This window comes from Bradyrhizobium betae, assembly GCF_008932115.1.
Taxonomy (GTDB): Bacteria; Pseudomonadota; Alphaproteobacteria; order Rhizobiales; family Xanthobacteraceae; genus Bradyrhizobium; species Bradyrhizobium betae.
Genome location: NZ_CP044543.1, coordinates 6,637,209 through 6,658,696, shown reverse-complemented (window position 1 = coordinate 6,658,696; position 21,488 = coordinate 6,637,209). Strand labels below are relative to the sequence as shown.

Genomic DNA, 21,488 nt, shown 5'->3' with positions numbered 1-21,488 from the left:
CGAACGCGGGATGGGACGTGGTGGACGCTGGGCTGCGTCGGCGCGAAGGTGATTGCAGGGCGGGTCACACCGTGAGCAAACGCGGCGCGCATACGACCGGTGCAGCCTGCGTACGGCAAAATCGTGTGGTCCTGGCGCCCGCAGGCTGGCGTCAAGCGTTGCGGTGATGTGGCGGCCCGACCGGGCGCGTCCATCAGTCATCCGCAAGGCGACGGGGGCAATAGTGCATCGCTCCCCGGGGAGAGCACGACATAAGCCGTCAAACCACTGCGCAGGGAAGGCCGGATGTTTGGCTTCACCTGTATGCCGCTGTGCAGCCTCTTGTAGCGCAACCTTCGCACAGTGGACCGCGGGTGCCAGCCGGCACCCGGCCTTCCCTGCGCCCTCGGCACTTCTGGGGGCGAACCCATTGGCAAAGCTCGGGCCGAATAGGCCGCGAGGGGGCGAAGGTGTGTCCCGCACTGGTCGGAATGAGAGTCCGATGCAACGGTTTTGCGACCATGGCACATTCATTCCGCCAGCGTCGCCTCGACGAACCCGCGCGGATCGTCGCAGAACTCCCGCATCACCCGGTAATGATCCGTCTCTTCCACCGTCGTCGGCTCCAGGCCGTATTTCCCCAGCCGCAGCAGTTGCGCATTGGGATAGGCCATCAGCAGCGACGAATGGGTTGCCATGATGACCTGGCAGATGCTGGAGTCTTCCATGCGTCGCAGGAGCTTCAGGAATTCGAGCTGTCGCGCCGGCGACAGCGCCGATTCCGGCTCGTCGAAGATGAAGATGCCCTGACGCTGGCAACGCTCCTCGAAGAAGCGCAGGAAGCCCTCGCCATGGGAATGCGACAGGAAATCGGGGCCGACCTGCCCGGCATCGCGTGCGGCCTTGTCGAGATACCGCGCCACCGAGAAGAAACTCTCGGCGCGAAAAAACCAGCCATTGGTGATCTTCGGCAGCCAGCTTGCCCGCAAGGCTTCGGAGAGTTGTCCGCCCATTGTCTCCCGCGCTTCGGAATGGTCGACGGGCATGTATCCCTTCCCGCCACCGGCATCGTCGTAACCGGCGAGAGCTGCGATCCCCTCGAGGATCGTCGACTTCCCGGTGCCATTCTCTCCGACGATGATCGTGATGGCAGCCTCGAAGTTGAGCTCGAAATCATCGGGAAAAATCGGCAGGCAAAACGGATAGGCCTCGCGATCGTGAACTTTCGACGGGTCGAGCCAGACCCGCTTCAGGTAGGGCGCCGGCAGATTGATCGTTCGAACGCTTCCTCGCCTCATCCCTCACCGCCAACCCATTCCCGACGAATTCCACGACATGAACATATCAGGAACGAAACCCTCGCGAAAGCTGCATCTGAGAAACATGCGGAAACAAATTGAAACAAACCCGCTGCTCGTCCACCGGCCCGGGTTAAGAAAACCTGGCTACGAGACAGTTCGCCGGCATGAGGCCGGCTCCGCACCTCGCGACCCCGCAATGATTGACGGACGTCCGGGAACGTAAGAAGCCGCGAGGAGTGCGCGATGGTATCAACGTATTTCGGTTTCAACTACATCACGCGCAATCTCAAGCAGTCCCTGACGCGGGTCGAACAGCAAACGGACGTCGCGCGCGAGGCCGCCTACTACAAGGCCAACATCGGCAAGGTGAAGACGGTCGATGATCTCATGAAGGATCATCGACTCTATCATTACGCGATGAAGGCATATGGCCTGGAAGACATGGCTTACGCCAAGGCCTTCATGAAAAAAGTGCTGCAGAGCGACCTCAACAACTCCAAGAGCTTCGTCAACCAGCTGGTCGACAAGCGTTACCGCGAGTTTGCCGCGGCATTTTCCTTCAATGGCAGCGCGACGCCGGTTGCGCAATCGGCGAACCAGACCGACGAGATGATCGGTCTGTACACGGCGACCAAGAAAAACCAGGTCGATGCGATTGCCAGCGACACGAACTACTACAGCGCCAAGATCGGCAGCATCACCAACGCAGACCAGATTCTGAACGACGATCGACTTCGCAACTATGTCTATTCGGCATTCGGGATCGACGAGAGCAAGTGGCCGGCCAGCACGATCAGCCAGGTCCTGCGCAGCGACCCATCCGATCCAGCCAGCTACGTGAACACCACCTTCACGTCCCAGCTGAGCGGCCTCAACGCGTCGCTCGCCCAGGCGCAATCGGACGTCAGCACGGCCAATTCGAACATCGCCAATTATACCGCCCAACTCTCGCAGCCAGGCGCCAACGTGCCCCAGTTGCAGGTCCAGATCCTGGTCGAGAAATATCATCTGGAGACGGCAACGAAGAACGTCTCCAGCCTCAACGACCAGATCGGAACGATCGGCAATTTCAAAGACCTGGCCGGCGCGTTCGAGTTCCTGCCCGACGGGTCGCTTCCGGCAGGTACGCCTGCACAGACCGCCGCAAATATCACGCTCACCAAGAAACAGTTCGACGACAGCAAGGCCGATGTCTACGCGGCGGCAAGCCCGATCTACGAAGCTGTGGCGATCAAGCAATTCAGAACGGAACTCCTGAAGATCAATTCGGTCCAGGCCTTCGTATCCACACCAGGCGTGTATGATTTTGCGCTGGGCGCCGTCGGCCTCGACCCCGACAAGGTCCCGCAGGATACCATCAAGAAAGTCCTCGAAAGCGACCTCACCGATCCCAAGAGCTACGTGTATACCCTCAAGGACGATCGCTACGTTCAGCTCGCGCGCGCCTTCAACTTCGATGCAAAGGGCAATCTGACGACCCCCCTGGTCGCGCAGGACTCGGCGGAAGTCCTCCAGATTGCGAGGGACTACATCATTTCAGCGGTGAAGAGCGCAAGCACGGCGACCACCCAGCAGCAGGCGGCCGTCAAGGCACAAGCCACCAAGGATGCGACGGAATATCAGCAGGCGATCGCAGGCATCGACAAGGTTTCCGATCTGCTTGCAAACCGGCCGATGGTCGATTTCATTCTTCTCGCCAAGGGTCTGAACCCCAGCAAGGTCAGCGACGACTTTCTCAAGAAGGTCTTCGCCTCCGACCTGAACGACAAGAAGAGCTTCGTGAACACGCAGAGCGATCCCCGCTTTGCCGAGATCGTGGCCTCGTTCAACTTCGACGCCAAGGGCAACGTCGCGCGCCTCCCGACGATGGGTCCGCAGAAGCGCGATCAATTCCTGGAAACACAAACCAACTATCTCGAGCAGAGCCTGGAGCAGCAGCAGGGGGATACGAATCCCGGCGTGCGCCTGGCGCTGTATTTCCAGCGCAAGGCGGGAGACATCACGTCGGCATACGACATCCTGGCCGACAAGGCTCTTTCGGAGGTGTTCAGGACCGCCTTCGACTTGCCTGATTCGATGGCGGCGATGCCGATCGACCAGCAAGCCAAGTTCGTGGACAAATTCATGAAGATCAAGGATCTCTCCGATCCCGCCAAGGTCGAGAAGCTGCTGAGCCGGTTCTCAGCCATGTATGACGTCAAGAACAGCGACAGCACCGGTCAAGGTCAATCTCCCCTGCTCAATCTCTTTCAGGGATCGGGCTCAGGCATCTCGGGCATGAGCGATGCCACGTATCTGGCCATCGCCAGATTGCGGGCTCACTAGCCCAGCACCTCGAGCACCAGCTCCATCGTCATCAGCACGGGATTGTCGCCACGGATCAAACGGCCCTCCGCAATGCCGCCGGTGTAGTCGATCAGCGCGACGTCGAGCGCAGCTTCGAGCGCACCGGAATCTCCCGGCTCGATTGCACCGGCAGTGATCGCCAGTTCGGTTGCGAACGGCTCGGTCACGCCGCCGTGGATGAAGCGCGCGCCGATGGTCGAGCCGACGCCGCCGTGGATCTTCGCGTGCGCGATGCCATGCGCGCGACAAAACTCTTCGAGGCAGCCGGCGAAATCCTGATTCGGGCGCAGCCGCAGCGCAAACGCCCGGTTCGTCGCGCGTGCGCCGGTGCTCGCAACAGCGACCGGTCCGAACAGCTTGAAGCTGGTCTCAGGATCGGGCTCGGCGGTGAAGATCGCACCATCGAGGCCGAAGGCCGCGACCTCGAACGCCTCGGCGACAACAGTCTCGTCCGGCAGCATGTGGCCGCCGCTCGCCTTGCCGTCCGCCTCAAGCCACAGCCCGTGGCAATGAAAGAACGGCGCACCGTCGCGCGTGCCGAGCGTCATGCTGCCGAGCCTGGTCCGCGTCACGCCGCCAGGCCGGTACGTATCGCTGTAGAACGCGGCGTTTTCGCCGGTCTTCGACAGCGCCGGCATCACGTAGGCGAACGGCGCGAGCGTGCCGCTGCCGAAATTCAGCACGCCACCCGCAAAGCCCTCCGCGGCAAAACCGCGGCGTGCGGCTTCCAGCAGCGGCAATCCTGCCTGAAGCGTGAACGAGAATGCGCGTCCCCTCGCCTCCACCCATTGGATGCGCTCGGTGACCGGCAGGCCCGGCTGCTTGATGCTCCGCATCGCTTACGTTCAACCCGACTTCGTCTTGTCGAGATCGAGCAGCCCGCGCGCCTCGAGCTCGTCGCGCACCATGCGCTTCGGGATCTTGCCGTAGCCGGACTTCGGCAACGCTTCCCAGAAGAAGAACCGTTTCGGCATCTTGTAGCGCGGCACCTTCGGCAGCAGGAACGCCGCCATCTCCGCTTCGCTCACCGGTGTCTCGCCCTCGCGCGCAACGCAGACGGCGATGCCGACCTCGCCCCAGGTTGCGTCGGGCACGCCGAGCACGGCGACCTCGCCGACCGCGGGATGGGTCAAGATCTTCTCCTCGATCTCGCGCGGATAGATGTTGGAGCCGCCGGAGATGTACATGTCGGAGGCGCGTCCCGTGATGTAGAGAAAGCCTTCCTCGTCCATATGGCCGAGATCGCCGGTGCGGAACCAGCCATTGCGGAACGCCTTCGCATTGGCCTCCGGATTGTCGTAATAGCCGGCGAGAACGGCGGGACCGATCACGCAGATCTCGCCGCTCTGGTTGGCCGCGAGCTCGCGGCCCTCGTCGTCCTGGATCGAGACCTGCATGCCGGTACGCTCGAAGCCGCAGGTGCCGATCTTCGCATCTGGCCCGTCCTCGGGATCATGCAGCGCCGCCGGCAGCACCGTGATGTTGCCGGTGACCTCGCCGAGTCCGAAATACTGCACGATGACCTTGCCGAGCTTCCTCAGCGCGGCTTTCTGGTCCTCGCGATACATCGGTGCGCCCGCATAGATCACGTGCCGCAGCGAGGAGTGGTCGTATTTGTCGGCGGCAGGATGCTCGACCATCATCTTCAGAATGGTCGGCACGGTGAAGAGATTGGCGACGCGGTGCGTCTCGATCAGGCGGAAGGCCCCGTCGATGTCAAACTTCTCGGTCGGCAGCAGAACGGTGCAGACGCCACGCGCGGTCTGCACCAGCTGATGCACGCCGGCGCCGTGCGACAGCGGCGCCACCACCAGCGACGCATCCGCTTCCGTCACGCCGGGGGTGAGATCGGCGAGATGGTTGGTGACGACAAAGCCCATTTGGCCGTGGGTCAGCACCGCGGCCTTGGAGCGGCCAGTGGTGCCGGACGTGAAGAAGAACCAGCAGGGATCGTCGTGCTCGACCGCGACGTTCGCGACAACGCGGCCTGCCTGCGAGGCGATAGCGTCGGCAACCGACGTCTCGCCGAACGCGGCCTTGCCCTCGAGGCTCCAGGTGAATTCCAGCGCACCGCCCTTCACGGCCGCCGCGTGCTCGGGAAAATCGACATGGCACAGAAACGCCTTCGCGCCGGAGGCCTGCGCGAGATAGGTGACCTCGTCCGGCATCAGGCGAAAATTGGTGGGCACCCAGACCGCGCCGAGCCGAAACGCGGCGAACATCGAGAAGAACATCTCGTCGCTATTCTTGGAATGGACGAGAATGCGGTCGCCCTTGGCGATGCCGCGCGCGGCGAGCGCCGCCGCCAGCGCCGAGACCTGGGCCTCGATCTGGTGCCACGTCCAGGATATGTCACCCCAAACGAAACCGGGACGCGCCCCATGCCGCCGCGCATTCTGGGTCAGCATGTGAGCGAGATTCATGACGCGGCGGGACATGCGCAGGGGCTGCATCGGGCTTCCTCTTCGACGGCAGACGGCACACCGGCCGCCCGCTCATTGCAGCCCATTTATCGTCATCGCCAACAGCCTAGCAAGACCGTCAGAAGCTGCGTCGGCCACACGTTCGTTCAAGGAATCTTAAACATGATCGGGGCAACCTTGGTCAGTCTCCGCCTACAGAGTGCAGCATCATGGTCAAAGCGCCCGCCGTCTTCCTGTTGTCGATGGCGCTTGCCGGATGTGCGATGGCTCCGCAAGCCCAACTGGCGCCAGATCCCGCATTCAAGCCCGCGCGATACGCCTGGGACGGCGCCGGCCGGGACCCAAATCAGCCCAACCGCGCGGCGGAACCGAGACGCGCGGCGCGGGCTGCAACACGGTCTGCAGAGAACGTCATCGAGACCGACCTGGACGCGAATCTCAACCGATCGCTGGTCATCTGCCAGGGCTGCCTGCGCCAACAGCAGCAGCAGCCGAAAGACGCGCGCCTGGCCAAAGCGGCCGATTGAACCGATCCGCTCTCGGGCTGGTCTACTGAGATACGCGCGGACCAACTCGGTCCATGATCACGCGCCTATCCAGAGGAACGCCATGCTCACCCGCCGGACCTTCGTCGCCGCCTCCCTGCTTGCCACTGCCTCCCCGGCATTCGCCGTGATGCCTGCCCCCGGCGATCCCGTCGCCATCCTGACCGCGATCTACACCCGCGCGGCCAAGGGCAAAGGCGATGCCGGCGGTGCCTTCATCATCGAGAACAAGGCCGCCAAGAGCCAATATCTCTCCAAGGCGTTGATCGCGCTGTGGGCCAAAGCGGATGCGCATACGCCGAAGGGCGACGTCGGGCCGGTCGATTTCGATCCCGTCACCAATTCGCAGGAACCGGACGTGAAATCGTTCAAGGTTGACGCGGAGAAGATGGAGGCCGACAAGGCGATCATCGCGGTGACCATCACCGGCCATCGCAACGACCGCAAACCCGCCGATTTGATCGTGCGTTACGACTTCGTGCGCGAGGCCAATAGCTGGCGGATCGACGACATCAGGGGCTCGTCCGACGGCGAAGCCTGGTCGATCCGCAAGATGCTGACGGACTCGCTGAAGAGCTGACCGGAGACGCCATGAGCGAAATTATCGACAACAGGGCCCATCACCGCTACGAGCTGGAGGTCGAGGGCCATCTTGCGACCGAGCACTACAAGCTCGACGGCAAGATAATCACGTTCGAGCACACTGACGTGCCGAAGGAGCTCGGCGGCAAGGGCGTCGGCTCGAAGCTGGTGCAAGGTGCGCTCGACCAGGTCCGCGCAGCCGGATTGAAAGTGATTCCTGAATGCCCGTTCGTGAAGGCGTGGATCGAGAAGCACCCGGACTATCAGGATCTGGTGAAGACCTAGCCGTCATTGCGAAGCGATCGAGACTGACTAGATCGGAAAGCACACACACCGCTTCGGAAGGATCGCGCATGGCCCCATCGGTACGCGACAACAAGGACAGGAGCCGCTTCGAGCTCGATGTCGGCAGCGACCTCGCCTTCGCCAATTACAGGCTGACGCCGTCGGCGGTGATCATCACCCACACCGAGACGCCGCACGCGCTGCGCGGCCGCGGCATCGCCTCCGAGCTGGTGAAGGGCGCGCTGGACCTGATCCGCCGCGACGGCAACAAGGTCATCGCCGGCTGCGGCTTCGTCGTCGACTATCTCGAGAAGCATCCGGAGGACGCGGACCTCGTCGCCTGAACGCAAAAGGGCCCGCGAGATCGCGGGCCCCTGGCGACGACCGAGCGATCGGTCAGTGCTTGATCTCCGGCGGCAGCTTGCCACCATTTGCCGCGAGCTTGGACATCACCTGCTTGTGCAGCCAGACATTCATGCTCGCCGAATCGTTCGTGTCACCGCTGTAACCGAGCTCCTTGGCGAGATCCTTGCGCGCAGCGAGGCTGGAGTCGATGTCGAGCGCCTTCATGAGGTCGACGATCGACGTGCGCCATTCCAGCTTCTCCTTCTGGGCTGCTACCAGCTTGTCGACGATGGCCGCCACGTCCACGGTTGCCATCGGCGCTGCTGCGGGTGCCGATCCGCCCGGCGCGGCACCTGCGGGCGCGCCGCCTGCGGGTGCGCCACCGGCAGGCGCGGCGGAAGCCGGGTTGCTGCCGAAGATCGCGCCCATGATTTTCCCGAAAATGCTCATGTCTGCTCCCCGAAATGGATCCGTTGGAAGGGCCGTGAGTGGCACTTATAGACGAAGTTACCGCGATGCGCCCGCGAAGTTCTGCGAACAACGAAACAGCATCAGCTTATCTGCGGCGAAATGACGACCGAATGACATCGCCGAGGTTGCACTGCGGCATCGAATCTCACCCAAGCGTGAGGGACAGGACTCGGAATTGGGAGTAGCCTTCACGAACAACTCGCGATCCCGTCCGGAATTCGCGTCTGGTTGGAATCGCGAACCTCAGAGAAGAGCGGCCGCTCGCGCCGTCTGCCGGCGCCGGATTCGGCCGCCGGCAAGGGAGCTAGCGACAATGGCCACACTCTACCAGGGCAATGTCCCCACGATGGCCCCGCCCGCGGAAGCGGCGGGACCGGTGATCCGAACCATCCAGCTCTCCGACCTTCACGACGCACTCAGGCGCGGCTGGGAGGATTTCAAGGCGGTTCCGAGCCACGCCATTATCCTCTGCGTCATCTATCCGGTGCTCGGCCTCGTGCTCGCCCGCGTGGTGATGGGCTACTCGGTGCTGCCGCTGTTGTTCCCGCTGGCTGCGGGCTTCGCACTGATCGGGCCCTTCGCGGCGCTCGGTCTGTACGAGCTCTCCAGCCGCCGTGAACGCTATGAGGAGGCCAGCGCCTGGGATGCCATGGAGGTGCTGCGCTCGCCTTCGTTCGGCGCCATGCTCGGCCTCGGCACGCTGCTTCTCGCTTTGTTCGTGACCTGGGTCGCGACGGCGCAGGCCATCTACATCGCGGCATTCGGCTACGAGGGCGCGTCCGGCGTCTCCGATTTTCTGACGCGCGTGCTGACCACCCGGCAAGGCTGGTGGCTGATCGTGGTCGGATGCGGCACCGGCTTCCTGTTCGCGCTCGCCGCGCTCTGCATCAGCGCTGTGTCGTTCCCCCTGATGCTCGACCGCCATGCCGGTGCATTCGAGGCCATGGTCACCTCGCTGCGCGTCGTCGCGAAAAACCCGGTGCCGATGGCGGCCTGGGGCCTGATCGTCGCGGTGCTGCTGGCGCTCGGCACGATCCCGGCCTTCCTCGGGCTTGCCGTGGTGATTCCCCTGCTCGGCCATGCCACATGGCACCTCTATCGCAAGGTGATCGTCTCCGATCCCGGTGCGCGTCCGGCGCCGCCTCCGCCGCATCGCCCGCGCAAGCCGGCCGCCGACTTCCCCGCCAACCTCTTCCCCTGGCGCAATCGGACGGACGCCTGACGGTATCGTGACATGGGATCCTGCCCGGGCCCGGCTCGGGCAGGACCGCGCGCTGTCATACGCCTTGCTTTGGCCGCGGTTACAATCGAGATTGCACACGCCGGTCAGATCACTTCACGGAATAAATTTCATCTGATGACACCGACGATTTCTCGTCTCGCTCTCGCAGCCCTCGCCCTTTCCGCATCCATCCTGTCAGCCCAGCCCGCGCTCGCCGCCGTTGCTTGCGGATCGGGCAATTTCGACGCCTGGCTTGCGGACTTCAAAACCGATGCCGCAGCCAAAGGCATCTCTCAGCAGGCCATTGCCTCAGGGCTTGCCGGGGTGACGCTCGACCAGGCCGTGCTGAATCGCGATCGCTCGCAGAAGGTCTTCACCCAGACCTTCGAGGAGTTTTCCGGCCGCATGGTGCCGCCGCGCATGACGCGCGGCTCCAACATGATGAAGCAATACGGCTCGGTGCTCTCCCGCATCGAGCAGACCTATGGCGTGCCGGGCGAAGTGCTGGTCGCGATCTGGGGTCTCGAGACGGATTTCGGCGTCAACACCGGCAAGTTCGCGACGATCCGCTCGCTGGCGACGCTGGCCTATGACTGCCGCCGCTCCGAGCAGTTTCGCGCCGAGTTGCTGGATGCGCTGCGCATCGTCCAGCGCGGCGATCTCGCGCCGGCCGACATGAAGGGCGCCTGGGCCGGCGAGCTCGGCCAGACCCAGTTCATGCCGTCGTCCTGGATGAAATACGCCGTTGATTTTGACGGCAATGGCAAGCGCGACCTCTTGCACAACGCACCAGACGTGCTCGCCTCCACCGCCAATTATCTCGCCGGCTATGGCTGGCAGAAGGGCAAGGATTGGCAGCCCGGCGCTCCGAATTTTGCGGTGCTCCAGCAGTGGAACAAGAGCGAGGTCTACTCCAAGACCGTTGCCTCTTTCGCGACCCAGCTCGCGCGCGCCCCATAGGCGGCGTGCAAGACGCGTAGGGCCGATCGCCCGGCGACCGGCCCTCTTTTGGGTGCGTTTGCCTATCCGTTTACTTGCCCATGGTGGCGTGCATCGCCTTGTTCAGGTGCGCGCCGCACGCACCCATTTTTCCGTTGAGCATGGAGTCCTGCGCAGAAGCGATCTCCTTCTGCGCGACCATCTTGCCGTCACCGTCGGCCATGTTCTCGATCGCGGTCTCGGTCTTCTCCAGATTAGCCGAGCTGCAGCCGCCCATGGCGTGCTTGGCGGCCTGGGCCGGCGCGACGGCGAATGCGACGGCGGCAATTGCGATAACCCCGAGCAACTTCGTCATGATGTTACCTTCCTTCTCTTCTTCTTGGGACAGAACCAGCGACATTGTCGGAATCTGCGACATGACTTTCCTCCCGACGCGGCAACATGTCGCAATAAAATCCTCACGAGAATTGCGTGATGTTGCGTGAAGCGCAGAGCCGCATGCGAAATTTCTGATTTTCATTACGTCTGTGTAATCAACAGCGCGTGTTCCAGGCGCGTGCACTGCACCAGGGTGGATTTCCGGCGGCAAATCGGAGCGAATCCAGCTAGCCCCGCCAATCCGCCGCCTTCGCTGGATCGATTGCCTTGGTGGGAGCGTGGCGAATCGGTCGTCCGTCAGAATCCAGACCAAATCCCAACATCGCCATAAATGAACATATATTCATTTATACGGTTCCAGCATCATGCGATTTGCGCATGCGAGACTTGAGCTTAGGAGCTGATTGATCGGCTTGCGAGCGACCAACGCGCAACTTATTTCTCCTTCGACCATAACGATCGACGTAGCTATAACCCAGTGAATTCACGGGACTTTATAGCATTTTCCTCCCCGTTCCGCCCAGCGTTTGGGCGGGACTGCCCGCGGGTTAATCGTTGGTTACCGATGCCATGCGCTCTTCGCTTAGCTGCATCGCAACATCGGAACTTTCGCAGTGCACCACACTCATCTATATTCATTTCAACGATGACGCCCGGGCAAGGGCTGAATCGAACTACAGGAGACTACCAATGCTGCTCTCGCTCATCCGCATGATCCAGGCGTTCCGGGACTATCAGCGCAATGTTGCCGAGCTGTCCCAGCTCAGCGATCGCGAGCTGGCCGATATCGGCCTCGATCGCTCGGACATCCCGCGCGTTGCCGCCGGTCAGTACCAGGGCTGATATCGTTCAGCCCTCACCGGACCAGCCGATAGCGCCCGCCTCGTGCGGGCGTTGTCGTATCCGGTGGCAGAAAACTCGATCTCGGCGATTCCACTGACCGCCGAAAAGCGCTACCTGTCCGCCCATGACAGGACCCCAATCCAATTCCGTGCACGTCATCGGTGCCGGCCTTGCCGGCTCGGAAGCCGCCTGGCAGGTGGCCCAATCCGGCGTGCCCGTGGTGCTCCACGAGATGCGGCCGAGCCGCATGACAGAGGCGCACCGCACCGACGGGCTCGCCGAGCTCGTCTGCTCCAATTCATTCCGCTCGGACGATGCCGCCAACAACGCTGTCGGCCTGCTCCATGCCGAGATGCGCCGGCTGGGCTCGCTGATCATGCGTGCGGCCGATGCCAATCAGGTGCCCGCCGGCGGCGCGCTGGCGGTCGATCGCGACGGCTTCTCTGCGGCCGTCACCAAGGCGCTCAACGACCATCCCCTGATCGAGATCGCCCGCGGCGAGGTCACAGGCCTGCCGCCGGCCGACTGGAGCAACGTCATCGTTGCGACCGGCCCCCTCACCTCGGCACCTCTCGCCGACGCCATTCGCGAGCTGACCGACGAGAACGCGCTCGCGTTCTTCGACGCGATCGCGCCGATCGTGCACCGCGAATCCATCGACATGTCGGTGGCCTGGTTCCAATCGCGTTACGACAAGGTCGGTCCCGGCGGCACCGGCGCCGACTACATCAACTGCCCCATGACCAAGGAGCAGTATGACGGCTTCGTCGCCGCGCTGATTGCCGGCGAGAAGACCGAGTTCAAGGAGTGGGAAACCAACACGCCCTATTTCGACGGCTGCCTGCCGATCGAGGTGATGGCGGAGCGCGGCCCCGAGACGCTGCGCCACGGCCCGATGAAACCGGTCGGCCTCACCAATCCGCACGATCCCGCGACCAAAGCCTACGCGATCGTGCAACTCCGGCAGGACAACAAGCTCGGCACGCTCTACAACATCGTCGGCTTCCAGACGAAGCTGAAGTACGGCGAGCAGCAGCGCATCTTCCGCACCATTCCGGGGCTGGAGAAGGCCGAATTTGCCCGCCTCGGCGGCCTGCATCGCAACACCTTCCTCAACTCGCCGAAGCTGCTCGACAGTTCGTTGCGCCTGCGCGCGCAGCCGCGGCTGCGCTTCGCCGGCCAGATGACGGGCTGCGAGGGCTATGTGGAATCGGCCAGCGTCGGCCTGATCGCCGGCCTCTATGCGGCAGCTGACGCCCGCGGCGAGACCCTTGCGAGCCCGCCCGGCACGACGGCGCTGGGATCCCTGCTCGGCCACATCACGGGCGGCCATATCGAGGCTATCGAGCCGGGCACCCGCTCGTTCCAGCCGATGAACATCAATTTCGGCCTGTTCCCGCCGCTTGCGAGCGCTCCGACGAGGAAGCCGGACGGGACCCGCCTGCGCGGCAACGAGAAGACGGTGGCCAAGAAGCAGGCGATGAGCGCGCTGGCGCTCGCCGATCTCGATCGCTGGATCGCCGATCACCTGCGCATCGCCGCAGCAGCGTGAGCCTCATGAGTCTCCCGAAAGACGACGCCGCGACACTGTCGGCGCGCTGGACCGAGGGCGTGCTGCTCAAGCGCGACGTATTCTCGACCGTCGAGCGCGGCCGCTTTCGTAGTGACAATGGCGAGGTCGACGCCGTGCTGCGCCGGCTTGACGAGGTGCCGTGGTGGTCGTTCCTGCTGGCGCGGCATTTGTTCGCGCGCGAGAAGTATGCGTTGAGATTGGCCAAGGGCCTGAACGTCGGTCCCGAATTGCTGTGGGCCGGCCGCCGGGCGCTGGTGCGCGGCTTCGTGGACGGCGTCGCGCTGCATCTGGCAAAACCACATGGCGACCTCGCCTATTTCCGCTCGGCCAAGGCGGCGCTGCGCAGGCTGCGCCGTGCCGGCATCTGCCACAACGATTTGGCCAAGGAACAGAACTGGCTGGTTGGACGCGACGGCCACGCCTATGTCACCGACTTCCAGCTCGCGGCCTGCTTCGAACGGCGCGGCCGGCTCTATCGCATCCTGGCCTATGAAGATCTCCGGCATCTGCTCAAGCACAAGCGCTCCTACGCACCCGAAGCACTGACACCGCGCGAGCGCAAGATCCTGGCGAAGAAATCCTTCGCCGCGAGCCTGTGGCTCGCCACCGGCAAGAAGGTCTACCGGGCGATCACACGCGGCCTGTTCAATTTCACCGACCGTGAGGGCGGCGGCCGCCGGCTTGTCAACGATGCCCCGGTGCTGGCGGAACTGATCCGCAAGAACCCGGCCGTGCGCGACACGGCCATCGTCGCGTTCGCCGATCGCCGGTCCGGCGTCGGGCTCTACGCGTTCGTCGAAGGCGATCAGGCTGCGCTTGAAGGCCAGCTCCACAACGAGCTTGCCGCCGTCAAGGGCCCGAAGCCGCCGGAACACATCCAGGTCGTGCATGCGCTGCCGCGCGACAGCAGCGGCAAGCCCCGCACCGAGATCCTGCAGCTGGTCGCCATGAACCAGCTCGATCTGATCGAGCCGATGATGAAGAACGACCAGGACCGCGCGTTCCTCAAGGACATCCTGGAGCAGCGCAAGAATCTGCGCGACCGCTTCAATTTCGAGGCGGACCTGCCGGCGAGCTAGCTCCGTGGTCCGCGCCATGAAGCCTCCACATTGGCGATAGAGAAGCTGGGATCATGCGGCTTGGCGGGCTTATGGGTACTCAGGGAACGACACATCGGGTGGTTGGCGGCATGATCGCCGGCCTTGTTCTGCTTGCGGCAGCGCCCGCGATGGCCGAATCCCCGGCCGAATTGATCTCCAGCTTCCGCCTCAAGCATGGTGAAGTCCGCGTGGTGCGCGATGCCACCCTCGATCGCATTGCCATGGATCAGGCCCGCGCGATGGCGGCGAAGGACGACCTCAGCCATGATGCACTTGGCCCGTTCAATCGCCGCGTCGCGCCGGCCGGCGCGGGCCGCGCCGCCGAGAACATCGCCTATGGCTACGACAATTTCGAGAAGACGCTGGGACAGTGGATCGACTCGTCCGGGCACCGCAAGAACCTGTTGCTGCACAACGCTTCCCGCGTCGGAATCGCGAACGCCAGGAACGCCAGCGGCAAGCGCACTTACTGGGCGATGGTGATCGCCGGCGACTACGAGCCAAAGAAGGGCAAGGGCAAGAAGGACACCGAGCCGCTGGTTGCGGTGAAGCGCGAGGCCGCGCCCGCCCGCAAGCCGAAAACGAGCAGCTGCCACGTCAAGCTGCTCGGGCTCTGCATCTGAGACGAAACCGGGCATTGTCCCTTGCGGCCCGCCGTCTTGCTAGCCTTCTCGACTGCGCCTAATTCATGCAGAAGCATCGCGAAAGGTAGAGGCGTCCTTGATCGACATCGACCGAATTCGGGCCGACACGCCAGCCACCTCGCGGCTTGCCTATCTCCACAATGCGGGCGCGGCTCTGATGCCGGCACCCGTCGTTAAGGCGATGAAGCAGCACATCGATCTCGAGAGCGAGATCGGAGGCTACGCCGCCGCCGACCGCGAGTCCGATCGGCTCGGAGCGGTCTATGGCTCGGTAGCCCGACTTCTGAATGCCGCGCCCGATGAAATCGCACTCGTGGAGAACGCCACCGTTGCCTGGCAGATGGCGTTCTACGCGCTTCAATTTCGTCAAGGCGACCGTATCCTGACCGCCGAGGCAGAGTATGCGGCCAACTATGTCGCTTTTCTTCAGGTCGCCAAGCGCACGGGCGCGGTCATCGACGTCGTGCCGAGCGACGCCAGCGGAGAGCTCGATATCGGCGCGCTGGAGCGCATGATCGACGAGCGCGTGAAGCTCATCGCGATCACCTGGGTTCCGACCAATGGCGGACTGGTCAATCCGGCGGCGGCGATCGGCCGGATCGCGCGAGCGCGGGGCATTCCCTATCTGCTCGACGCCTGTCAGGCGGTCGGCCAGATGGCGGTGGACGTCGAAGCCATCGGCTGTGACATGCTGTCGGCCACCGGCCGCAAATTCCTGCGCGGCCCGCGCGGCACCGGGTTTCTCTATGTCCGCCGGGCGCTGCTGCAGCGACTCGAGCCGCCGATGATCGACCACTTCGCGGCACCATGGGTCTCGCGCGATCAATATCGGCTGCGCGACGACGCACGCCGCTTCGAGACCTGGGAGAACAATTACGCCGCCCGGCTTGGACTCGGCGCGGCCGTCGATTACGCGCTCGACATCGGTATGGGTCCCATCGAGCAGCGCTGCCGACTGCTTGCGGACCGTCTGCGCGGCGGCCTCGCCTCCATTCGCGGCGTCACAATTCGCGACCTCGGTCGACGTCCGGGCGCCATCGTCAGCTTCACGGTCGATGGGCATGAGGCGGGCGCCATTGTCAAAAGCGCAGCCGCCGCCGGCATCATCATCGGCGCTTCGGATCCCGCGAGCACACGCATCGATGCCGAAGTCCGCGCGCTGCCGCCGCTCATGCGCGCCTCACCGCATTACTACAACACGGAAGCCGAGATCGATCGGCTGATCGGCCATCTGGCGGGCCTGGCGCCGCGGTAGCGCATGGCCGCGCGCCACTCAGGTGCAGCGCGCGCTCAATCCGGATGCACTGAGCCGTGTCATGACCTCGTCGAGATGCGCGCTGTCGCGGGTCTCGATGACGAGTTGCAGCAGAGTCGCCTTGGCCGGAAGGTCGGAGAAGGTCCGCTGATGCGAGACCTCGATGATGTTTGCGCCGGCCTCGGCCAATAGCGCGGCCACCGCGGCCAATTGGCCCGGCCGATCGGGGATGTCGAGCGACAGCTGGGTCAGCCGTCCCTCGCGGGCCAGTTCGCGCGTGAGCACCGATGCGATCAGCCTCGTGTCGATATTGCCTCCGCTCAGGACCAGGCCAACCTTCTGGCCGGCGAACCGGGAGCGATCGGACATCAGCGCGGCGAGGCCGGCGGCGCCGGCGCCCTCCACGACGGTCTTCTCGATCGAGATCAGGGTCGCAACCGCGCGCTCGAGCTCGGCTTCGTTCACGAGCGCAATGTCGTCGACAAGGCGCCGGACGATTTCGGTCGTGATCTTGCCCGGCGATTTCACCGCGATGCCTTCGGCGAGTGTATCGCCGCGCGCAGGCAGAGTGCCACCATGGATGGCATTGTACATCGAGGGATAGAGCCAGGCCTCGACGCCCAGGATCCGCAGCGAGGGCTTGATCGATTTCGCGGCGATGGCGATGCCGCTGATCAGGCCGCCGCCGCCGATCGGGACGACCAGCGTGTCGAGCTCCGGTACGGCCTTGAGCATCTCGAGCCCGACCGTCCCCTGCCCCGCGATGACAAGCGGATCGTCGTAAGGATGGACGAAGATCATGTCGCGGGCTTCGCCGTGGCTGCGCGCGAACGCGGCCGCCTCCTCCAGCGTCGCGCCCGTCACCACCACCTCGGCGCCGTGGTGCCTGGTGTTCTCGACCTTCACCATCGGCGTGCCCACGGGCATCACGATGGTGGCGGGAATGCCGAGCCGCTTGGCGTGATAGGCGACGCCCTGCGCATGGTTGCCGGCCGACATCGCGATGACACCGCGCGCACGCTCCTCCGCCGTCAGTGCGGTCAGGAGATTGAGCGCGCCGCGCTCCTTGAACGAGGACGTGAACTGGAGATTTTCGAATTTCAGCCAGATGTCGCAGCCGCAGATATTGCTCAGCGTCCGGCTGTAGCTACAAGGCGTCTCGACGACAGCGCCCCGGATGGTCTCGGCGGCGGCACGAATGTCATCAGGTGCGACCGGAAAATCGCTCGGATCGGAGGACATGCTTTGGGACAACTCGGCCATGGAACAGCATAGAGCATTTGGCAAATCGAGGCGATAAGCCAACCTCTATTTGGTAAATTCCCGCGATCGTGACGCCCGCCACAACGTCCAGAGCGTGCGCAGCCGCGACGACGGCTGCGGTGTAAACGGATGACGTCCCGGCTGCGACAGGCGCTTGAGGTCGGCCCGAACCTGCCCGAGCGGCAGAAACGCAGGCCGCGCCGATACCGGCACCTCCGCCAACAGCGACAAGGCGGTGGTCAAATGTTGCCGCGCCTCGCCGATGAGCTGGTCCAGCACGGCATCGAGCTTGGCGCTCTCATTGCCGGCGAACACGTCCTCCATGCTGCAGCCATGGCTCGTCAGAAGCTGCTGCGGCAGGAACAACTGCCGGTGCGCAGCATCGCGCGGCAGGCTCGTGACGATCTGCACGATGCCCTGGGCCAGCCCGGCATGCCTTGCCAGATGCTCGGCTGCCTCCGAAGGCGGCGCCATGATCCTCGCCGCGAGCGCGAACAGCGCCGAACAGGTCGCCGCCAGATAGCCTTCCAGCGCCGTCAACGTCGGCATCGGATCGTTGTAGAGATCGAACTGGTGCTCGTCGGCGAGCAGCGACAGCGGCTCGACCGGCAGGTCGAAATCGCGGATCGCACGCAGCAGCTCGGCCGCTACCGGATTGCCCTCGGCGCTGCCATGGACCTGGCCCGACAGCATGTCGGTCCACCATTGCAGGCGGATTTCCCCGGGCAGTGGCTGACTCACCTGGTCGCGGACGCGGACGATCTCGACGTTGAAGGCATAGAGCGCCAGCAGCGCGCGGCGCTCGGTGGCCGGCGCGAACAGGGTCGCGGCATAGCGCGGAAAGTCATGACTGCGCACGAGATCGGCGCAGAAGGTGACGGAATCGGCCGGAACAGCAGCGCTGCTCATGGCACGGCGATCAGCGCGGCCGCGACGCGCCGGCGTTCGCCGATCATGATGTTGTAAGTGCGCACGGCGGGGCCGGTCTGCATGGTGTCCAGTACCACCCTCACCGCCTTCAAGGCCTGGCGCAGCTCAGGCGGCGGCAGCCAGACGCCGGTTCCAGTGCCGATCAGAAGCGTGTCGATGCTGTTTGCGGCCGTGAACACCCGATCCAGCGAATAGCGATCGATCTTCGCCGGGTCGGTCACGTCCCAGGCCCAGATCGCGTCCGGCAGGCACAGCAGCGAGCCGCGATGCGACATGCCCGCAAAGGCAAAGCCGCCCTTGCCGTAGGCCTCGATTGGCGCTGAGCGCGGGAAATGTGGTGCGTTGGGATCGCCGGCCATCAGCCTCGTCCGAATGAGCTTACTGCCCTCGCAAACTCATGCGAGGGCGTGCGGTTCGGATCATGCCTTGTTTTTCTTCGCCGGCGTAGCCGTATCGGGCGCATCCTCGCGATGCTCGCCGACGCCGAGATAGATCAGGATCGGAGCCGCGATGAAGATCGAGGTGTAGGTACCGACCAGCACCACGCCGAACATCATCACCGCGGTGAAGCTGTGGATAGCGTGACCACCGAACAGCAGCAGCGCGAGCAGCGCCAGCGTCACCGTGAAGTGGGTGATGATCGAGCGCGACAGCGTCGAGTTGATCGATTCGTTGAGCAGCTGCGGCATCGGCATCTTCTTGTACCGCCGCAGCATTTCACGGATGCGGTCGTAGATGACGACGGTGTCGTTGAGCGAATAGCCGAGAATCGTCAGAAGCGCGGCGATGCTGGTCAGGTCGAAATCGACCTGGCTGACCGACATGAAGCCGATCGTCAACACGATGTCGTGCACGTTCGCGATCATGGCGCCGAGCGCGAACTGCCATTCGAAGCGGAACCAGAGATAGATCAGGATCGAGACGATCGCGAGCATCAGGCCGAGCATGCCGTAGGCAAGCAGCTCGCCGGCGACGCGCGGGCCAAGCACCTCGACCCGGCGGTATTCAATGGAATCACCAAGAGCGGTGCGCACCTTCTGCACGGCATCTTGCTGCGCCTTGTCGCCGCCGGGCTGTTCGGCGACGCGGATCAAGACGTTCTCGGGGCCGCCAAATTGCTGCAGCTGGATTTCGCCAAGACGCAAGCCTTCCAGCGTCGTGCGCATCGCCGAGATGTCGGCGGCGCCGGATTTGGCCCGTACCTCCAGCAGCGTGCCGCCCTTGAAGTCGATACCGAGGTTCAGTCCGTGGGTGAAGAACAGCGTGATGGCGACGATCGACAGCGCCGCCGAGATCGGGAAGCTGATGCGGCGGAAGCGCGTGAAGTCGAAATGCGTGTCGTCCGGGACGATACGCAGCGACGGCAGCAGGCCGAGGGCTGCGACCACGGTGAGAATGGCGATGAGGACGCCGAGCCCGATGAGAACGGTCTGAGTCACGATCAGGCTCCTAGATCGGCACGTTCTGGGGCCGCTTCCACCGCACCCACCAGGCAACGATCAGCCTGGTCAGGGTGAAGGCGGTGAACACCGTGGTGATGATACCGATGCCGAGCGTCACGGCGAAGCCGCGTACCGGGCCGGTGCCGATGTAGAACAGCACGGCGGCGGCGATGAAAGTCGTGATGTTGGAATCGAGGATGGTCGCCAGCGCCCGCTTGAAGCCGGCGTCGATCGCCGAGATCGCGTTGCGGCCACCGCGCAGCTCCTCGCGGATACGCTCGTAGATCAGCACGTTGGAATCGACCGCGATGCCGACGGTGAGCACGATGCCGGCGATGCCGGGCAGTGTCAGCGTGGCGTTGAGCAGCGACAGCAGGCCGAAGATCATGGCGACGTTGATGGCCACCGCGATGTTGGCGAACACGCCGAACAGCCGGTAGGTCAACAGCATGAAGATCACGACGAGGATCGAGCCGACGTAAGCCGCAAGCTCGCCCTTCTCGATCGAGTCCTGGCCGAGGCCCGGACCGACGGTGCGCTCTTCGACCACGGTCAGCGGCGCCGGCAGCGCGCCGGCGCGCATCAGGATCGCCAGATCGTTGGCGGACTGGACCGTGAAGCTGCCCGAGATCTGTCCCTGCCCGCCCGTGATCGGCTCGTTGATCCTGGGTGCAGAGATCACCTTGTTGTCGAGCACGATCGCGAACGGCAGCCCGACATTCTCTTGTGTAGCCTGCGAGAACTTGCGCGCGCCCGACGTATTGAACTTGAAGCTGACGACCGGCTCGCTGGTGCGCTGGTCGAAGGTCGCCTGGGCGTCGATCAGATCGCCGCCGGCGACCAGCACCTGCTTCTTCACCACATAGGGCGTAGGCGGCGGCGACGCGCTCATCAGCAACTCGGATTCCGGCGGCAACCTGCCCTGTTGGGCCTGGTCCGGCGACACGGTCGTGTCGACCATGCGGAATTCCATCTTCGCGGTCTCGCCGAGTATCTTCTTGAGGCGCGTCGGGTCCTGAAGACCCGGGACCTGCACGAGGATGCGGTCGTTGCCCTGGCGCTGGATCACGGGCTCGACGGTGCCGAGCTCGTTGACGCGGCGTTCCACGATCTGGATCGATTGCTCGATGGTCTTGCGCATGCGGTCGAGCATCGCGGCCTGCGGGACGGTCAGCCGGATCACGCCGCCGCCGGCATCGGTCACCTCGAGGTCGCGCTGACCGCTGGATCCCATCAGGCCGCCCAGCGGCTGGGACAGCTCGCGCAGCTTGGCGAACGCCGGCTGCACGTCGGTTTCCTTGGTGATGCGAACCTCGGCCGCGTCGTTGCGCACGGTGACGCCGCCGGTGAAGCCGATCTTGGCATCACGCAGCGTCCGGCGGACGTCGTCGCGAACCTGATCCAGCCGCTCCTTCTTCACATAGGCGGAATCGACCTCGAGCAGCAGATAGGAGCCGCCCTGGAGGTCGAGGCCGAGCACGAGCCGACGCTGCGCCCAGGCGGGCCAGGTCTTGACCTGCGACTCCGGGAAGAAATTCGGGACCGCGCAGAGGCACACGATCAGCGCCGTCAGGATAATCCCCAGCGCCTTCCACCGCGTGAAATACAACATCGACTGGACC

General features: G+C 64.1%; 22 protein-coding genes. 12 read left to right on the top strand and 10 right to left on the bottom strand.

The genetic code is table 11. The features are described 5' to 3' along the window. Positions 1 to 509: 509 nt before the first annotated feature. Complete coding sequence (locus tag F8237_RS32055; RefSeq protein ID WP_151650077.1) at positions 510 to 1,277, bottom strand: AAA family ATPase; 768 nt, start codon at positions 1,275 to 1,277, stop codon at positions 510 to 512. Positions 1,278 to 1,523: 246 nt separating this feature from the next. Here F8237_RS32055 and F8237_RS32050 point away from each other — a divergent pair, with 246 nt between their 5' ends. Beyond that, positions 1,524 to 3,605, top strand: coding sequence for a DUF1217 domain-containing protein (locus tag F8237_RS32050; protein WP_151650076.1), 2,082 nt, complete (start codon positions 1,524 to 1,526; stop codon positions 3,603 to 3,605). Here the strand turns inward: F8237_RS32050 and F8237_RS32045 are convergent. Together F8237_RS32045 and F8237_RS32040 are read right to left on the bottom strand one after the other, a co-directional pair. Further along, entirely contained in the window at positions 3,602 to 4,462 is an 861-nt protein-coding gene (locus F8237_RS32045; RefSeq protein ID WP_151650075.1) for a PCC domain-containing protein, read from the bottom strand. The two genes, F8237_RS32050 and F8237_RS32045, sit on opposite strands and share 4 nt — an antisense overlap. Positions 4,463 to 4,471: 9 nt before the next feature. Further along, a complete protein-coding gene (locus tag F8237_RS32040) occupies positions 4,472 to 6,079 on the bottom strand; it encodes an acyl-CoA synthetase (protein ID WP_151650074.1) in 1,608 nt (535 codons plus the stop codon). Positions 6,080 to 6,258: 179 nt separating this feature from the next. On the opposite strand from F8237_RS32040, the gene F8237_RS32035 reads away from it, so the two are divergent. The 4 genes from F8237_RS32035 to F8237_RS32020 all read left to right on the top strand — a co-directional run bounded on the left by F8237_RS32035 (position 6,259) and on the right by F8237_RS32020 (position 7,805). Further along, entirely contained in the window at positions 6,259 to 6,576 is a 318-nt protein-coding gene (locus tag F8237_RS32035; protein WP_151650073.1) for a hypothetical protein, read from the top strand. A gap of 82 nt (positions 6,577 to 6,658) precedes the next feature. After that, entirely contained in the window at positions 6,659 to 7,174 is a 516-nt protein-coding gene (locus tag F8237_RS32030; RefSeq protein WP_151650072.1) for a DUF3828 domain-containing protein, read from the top strand. Positions 7,175 to 7,185: 11 nt separating this feature from the next. Further along, complete coding sequence (locus F8237_RS32025; RefSeq protein WP_151650071.1) at positions 7,186 to 7,461, top strand: GNAT family N-acetyltransferase; 276 nt, start codon at positions 7,186 to 7,188, stop codon at positions 7,459 to 7,461. Positions 7,462 to 7,529: 68 nt separating this feature from the next. Next, entirely contained in the window at positions 7,530 to 7,805 is a 276-nt protein-coding gene (locus F8237_RS32020) for a GNAT family N-acetyltransferase (protein ID WP_151650070.1), read from the top strand. A gap of 52 nt (positions 7,806 to 7,857) precedes the next feature. On the opposite strand, the gene F8237_RS32015 is transcribed toward F8237_RS32020, so the two are convergent. Continuing rightward, positions 7,858 to 8,256 (bottom strand): DUF3597 domain-containing protein, encoded by a 399-nt coding sequence (locus F8237_RS32015; protein ID WP_162006303.1) that lies wholly within the window; start codon positions 8,254 to 8,256, stop codon positions 7,858 to 7,860. A 334-nt stretch (positions 8,257 to 8,590) separates the two neighbouring features. Between F8237_RS32015 and F8237_RS32010 the strand changes: the two genes are divergently transcribed. Together F8237_RS32010 and F8237_RS32005 are read left to right on the top strand one after the other, a co-directional pair. After that, complete coding sequence (locus F8237_RS32010; RefSeq protein WP_151650068.1) at positions 8,591 to 9,499, top strand: DUF2189 domain-containing protein; 909 nt, start codon at positions 8,591 to 8,593, stop codon at positions 9,497 to 9,499. A 135-nt stretch (positions 9,500 to 9,634) separates the two neighbouring features. Next, the gene (locus tag F8237_RS32005; protein WP_151650067.1) at positions 9,635 to 10,459 is read left to right on the top strand and encodes a lytic murein transglycosylase; all 825 of its coding nucleotides are present in this window, start codon (positions 9,635 to 9,637) and stop codon (positions 10,457 to 10,459) included. Positions 10,460 to 10,529: 70 nt separating this feature from the next. Here F8237_RS32005 and F8237_RS32000 read toward each other — a convergent pair whose 3' ends face one another. Beyond that, the gene (locus F8237_RS32000; RefSeq protein WP_162006302.1) at positions 10,530 to 10,856 is read right to left on the bottom strand and encodes a hypothetical protein; all 327 of its coding nucleotides are present in this window, start codon (positions 10,854 to 10,856) and stop codon (positions 10,530 to 10,532) included. A gap of 650 nt (positions 10,857 to 11,506) precedes the next feature. Between F8237_RS32000 and F8237_RS31995 the strand changes: the two genes are divergently transcribed. The 5 genes from F8237_RS31995 to F8237_RS31975 all read left to right on the top strand — a co-directional run bounded on the left by F8237_RS31995 (position 11,507) and on the right by F8237_RS31975 (position 16,231). Continuing rightward, positions 11,507 to 11,659 carry a DUF1127 domain-containing protein gene (locus F8237_RS31995; RefSeq protein WP_007590701.1) on the top strand — a complete coding sequence of 51 codons (153 nt, stop codon included), beginning with the start codon at positions 11,507 to 11,509 and terminating at the stop codon, positions 11,657 to 11,659. A gap of 124 nt (positions 11,660 to 11,783) precedes the next feature. After that, positions 11,784 to 13,211, top strand: a complete 1,428-nt coding sequence (trmFO, locus tag F8237_RS31990) for a methylenetetrahydrofolate--tRNA-(uracil(54)-C(5))-methyltransferase (FADH(2)-oxidizing) TrmFO (RefSeq protein WP_151650066.1) — start codon at positions 11,784 to 11,786, stop codon at positions 13,209 to 13,211. A 5-nt stretch (positions 13,212 to 13,216) separates the two neighbouring features. Continuing rightward, positions 13,217 to 14,311, top strand: coding sequence for a serine/threonine protein kinase (locus tag F8237_RS31985; protein WP_151650065.1), 1,095 nt, complete (start codon positions 13,217 to 13,219; stop codon positions 14,309 to 14,311). A gap of 71 nt (positions 14,312 to 14,382) precedes the next feature. After that, a complete protein-coding gene (locus tag F8237_RS31980; RefSeq protein ID WP_151650064.1) occupies positions 14,383 to 14,955 on the top strand; it encodes a CAP domain-containing protein in 573 nt (190 codons plus the stop codon). Between the two features lie 97 nt (positions 14,956 to 15,052). Further along, complete coding sequence (locus F8237_RS31975; RefSeq protein WP_151650063.1) at positions 15,053 to 16,231, top strand: aminotransferase class V-fold PLP-dependent enzyme; 1,179 nt, start codon at positions 15,053 to 15,055, stop codon at positions 16,229 to 16,231. Positions 16,232 to 16,249: 18 nt separating this feature from the next. Here F8237_RS31975 and F8237_RS31970 read toward each other — a convergent pair whose 3' ends face one another. The 5 genes from F8237_RS31970 to secD are packed head-to-tail and all read right to left on the bottom strand — an operon-like array spanning position 16,250 to position 21,478. Beyond that, on the bottom strand, positions 16,250 to 17,494 hold the full coding sequence (locus F8237_RS31970) for a threonine ammonia-lyase (RefSeq protein ID WP_151650062.1): 1,245 nt from the start codon (positions 17,492 to 17,494) through the stop codon (positions 16,250 to 16,252). A 45-nt stretch (positions 17,495 to 17,539) separates the two neighbouring features. Then, entirely contained in the window at positions 17,540 to 18,403 is an 864-nt protein-coding gene (locus F8237_RS31965) for a phytoene/squalene synthase family protein (RefSeq protein WP_151650061.1), read from the bottom strand. After that, complete coding sequence (locus F8237_RS31960; protein WP_015685920.1) at positions 18,400 to 18,783, bottom strand: Mth938-like domain-containing protein; 384 nt, start codon at positions 18,781 to 18,783, stop codon at positions 18,400 to 18,402. Before F8237_RS31960 ends, F8237_RS31965 begins: the two co-directional genes overlap by 4 nt. Before the next feature lie 60 nt (positions 18,784 to 18,843). After that, positions 18,844 to 19,863, bottom strand: a complete 1,020-nt coding sequence (secF, locus tag F8237_RS31955; protein WP_151650060.1) for a protein translocase subunit SecF — start codon at positions 19,861 to 19,863, stop codon at positions 18,844 to 18,846. 10 nt (positions 19,864 to 19,873) lie between these two features. After that, positions 19,874 to 21,478, bottom strand: a complete 1,605-nt coding sequence (gene secD / locus F8237_RS31950) for a protein translocase subunit SecD (RefSeq protein ID WP_151650059.1) — start codon at positions 21,476 to 21,478, stop codon at positions 19,874 to 19,876. Positions 21,479 to 21,488 lie beyond the last annotated feature (10 nt).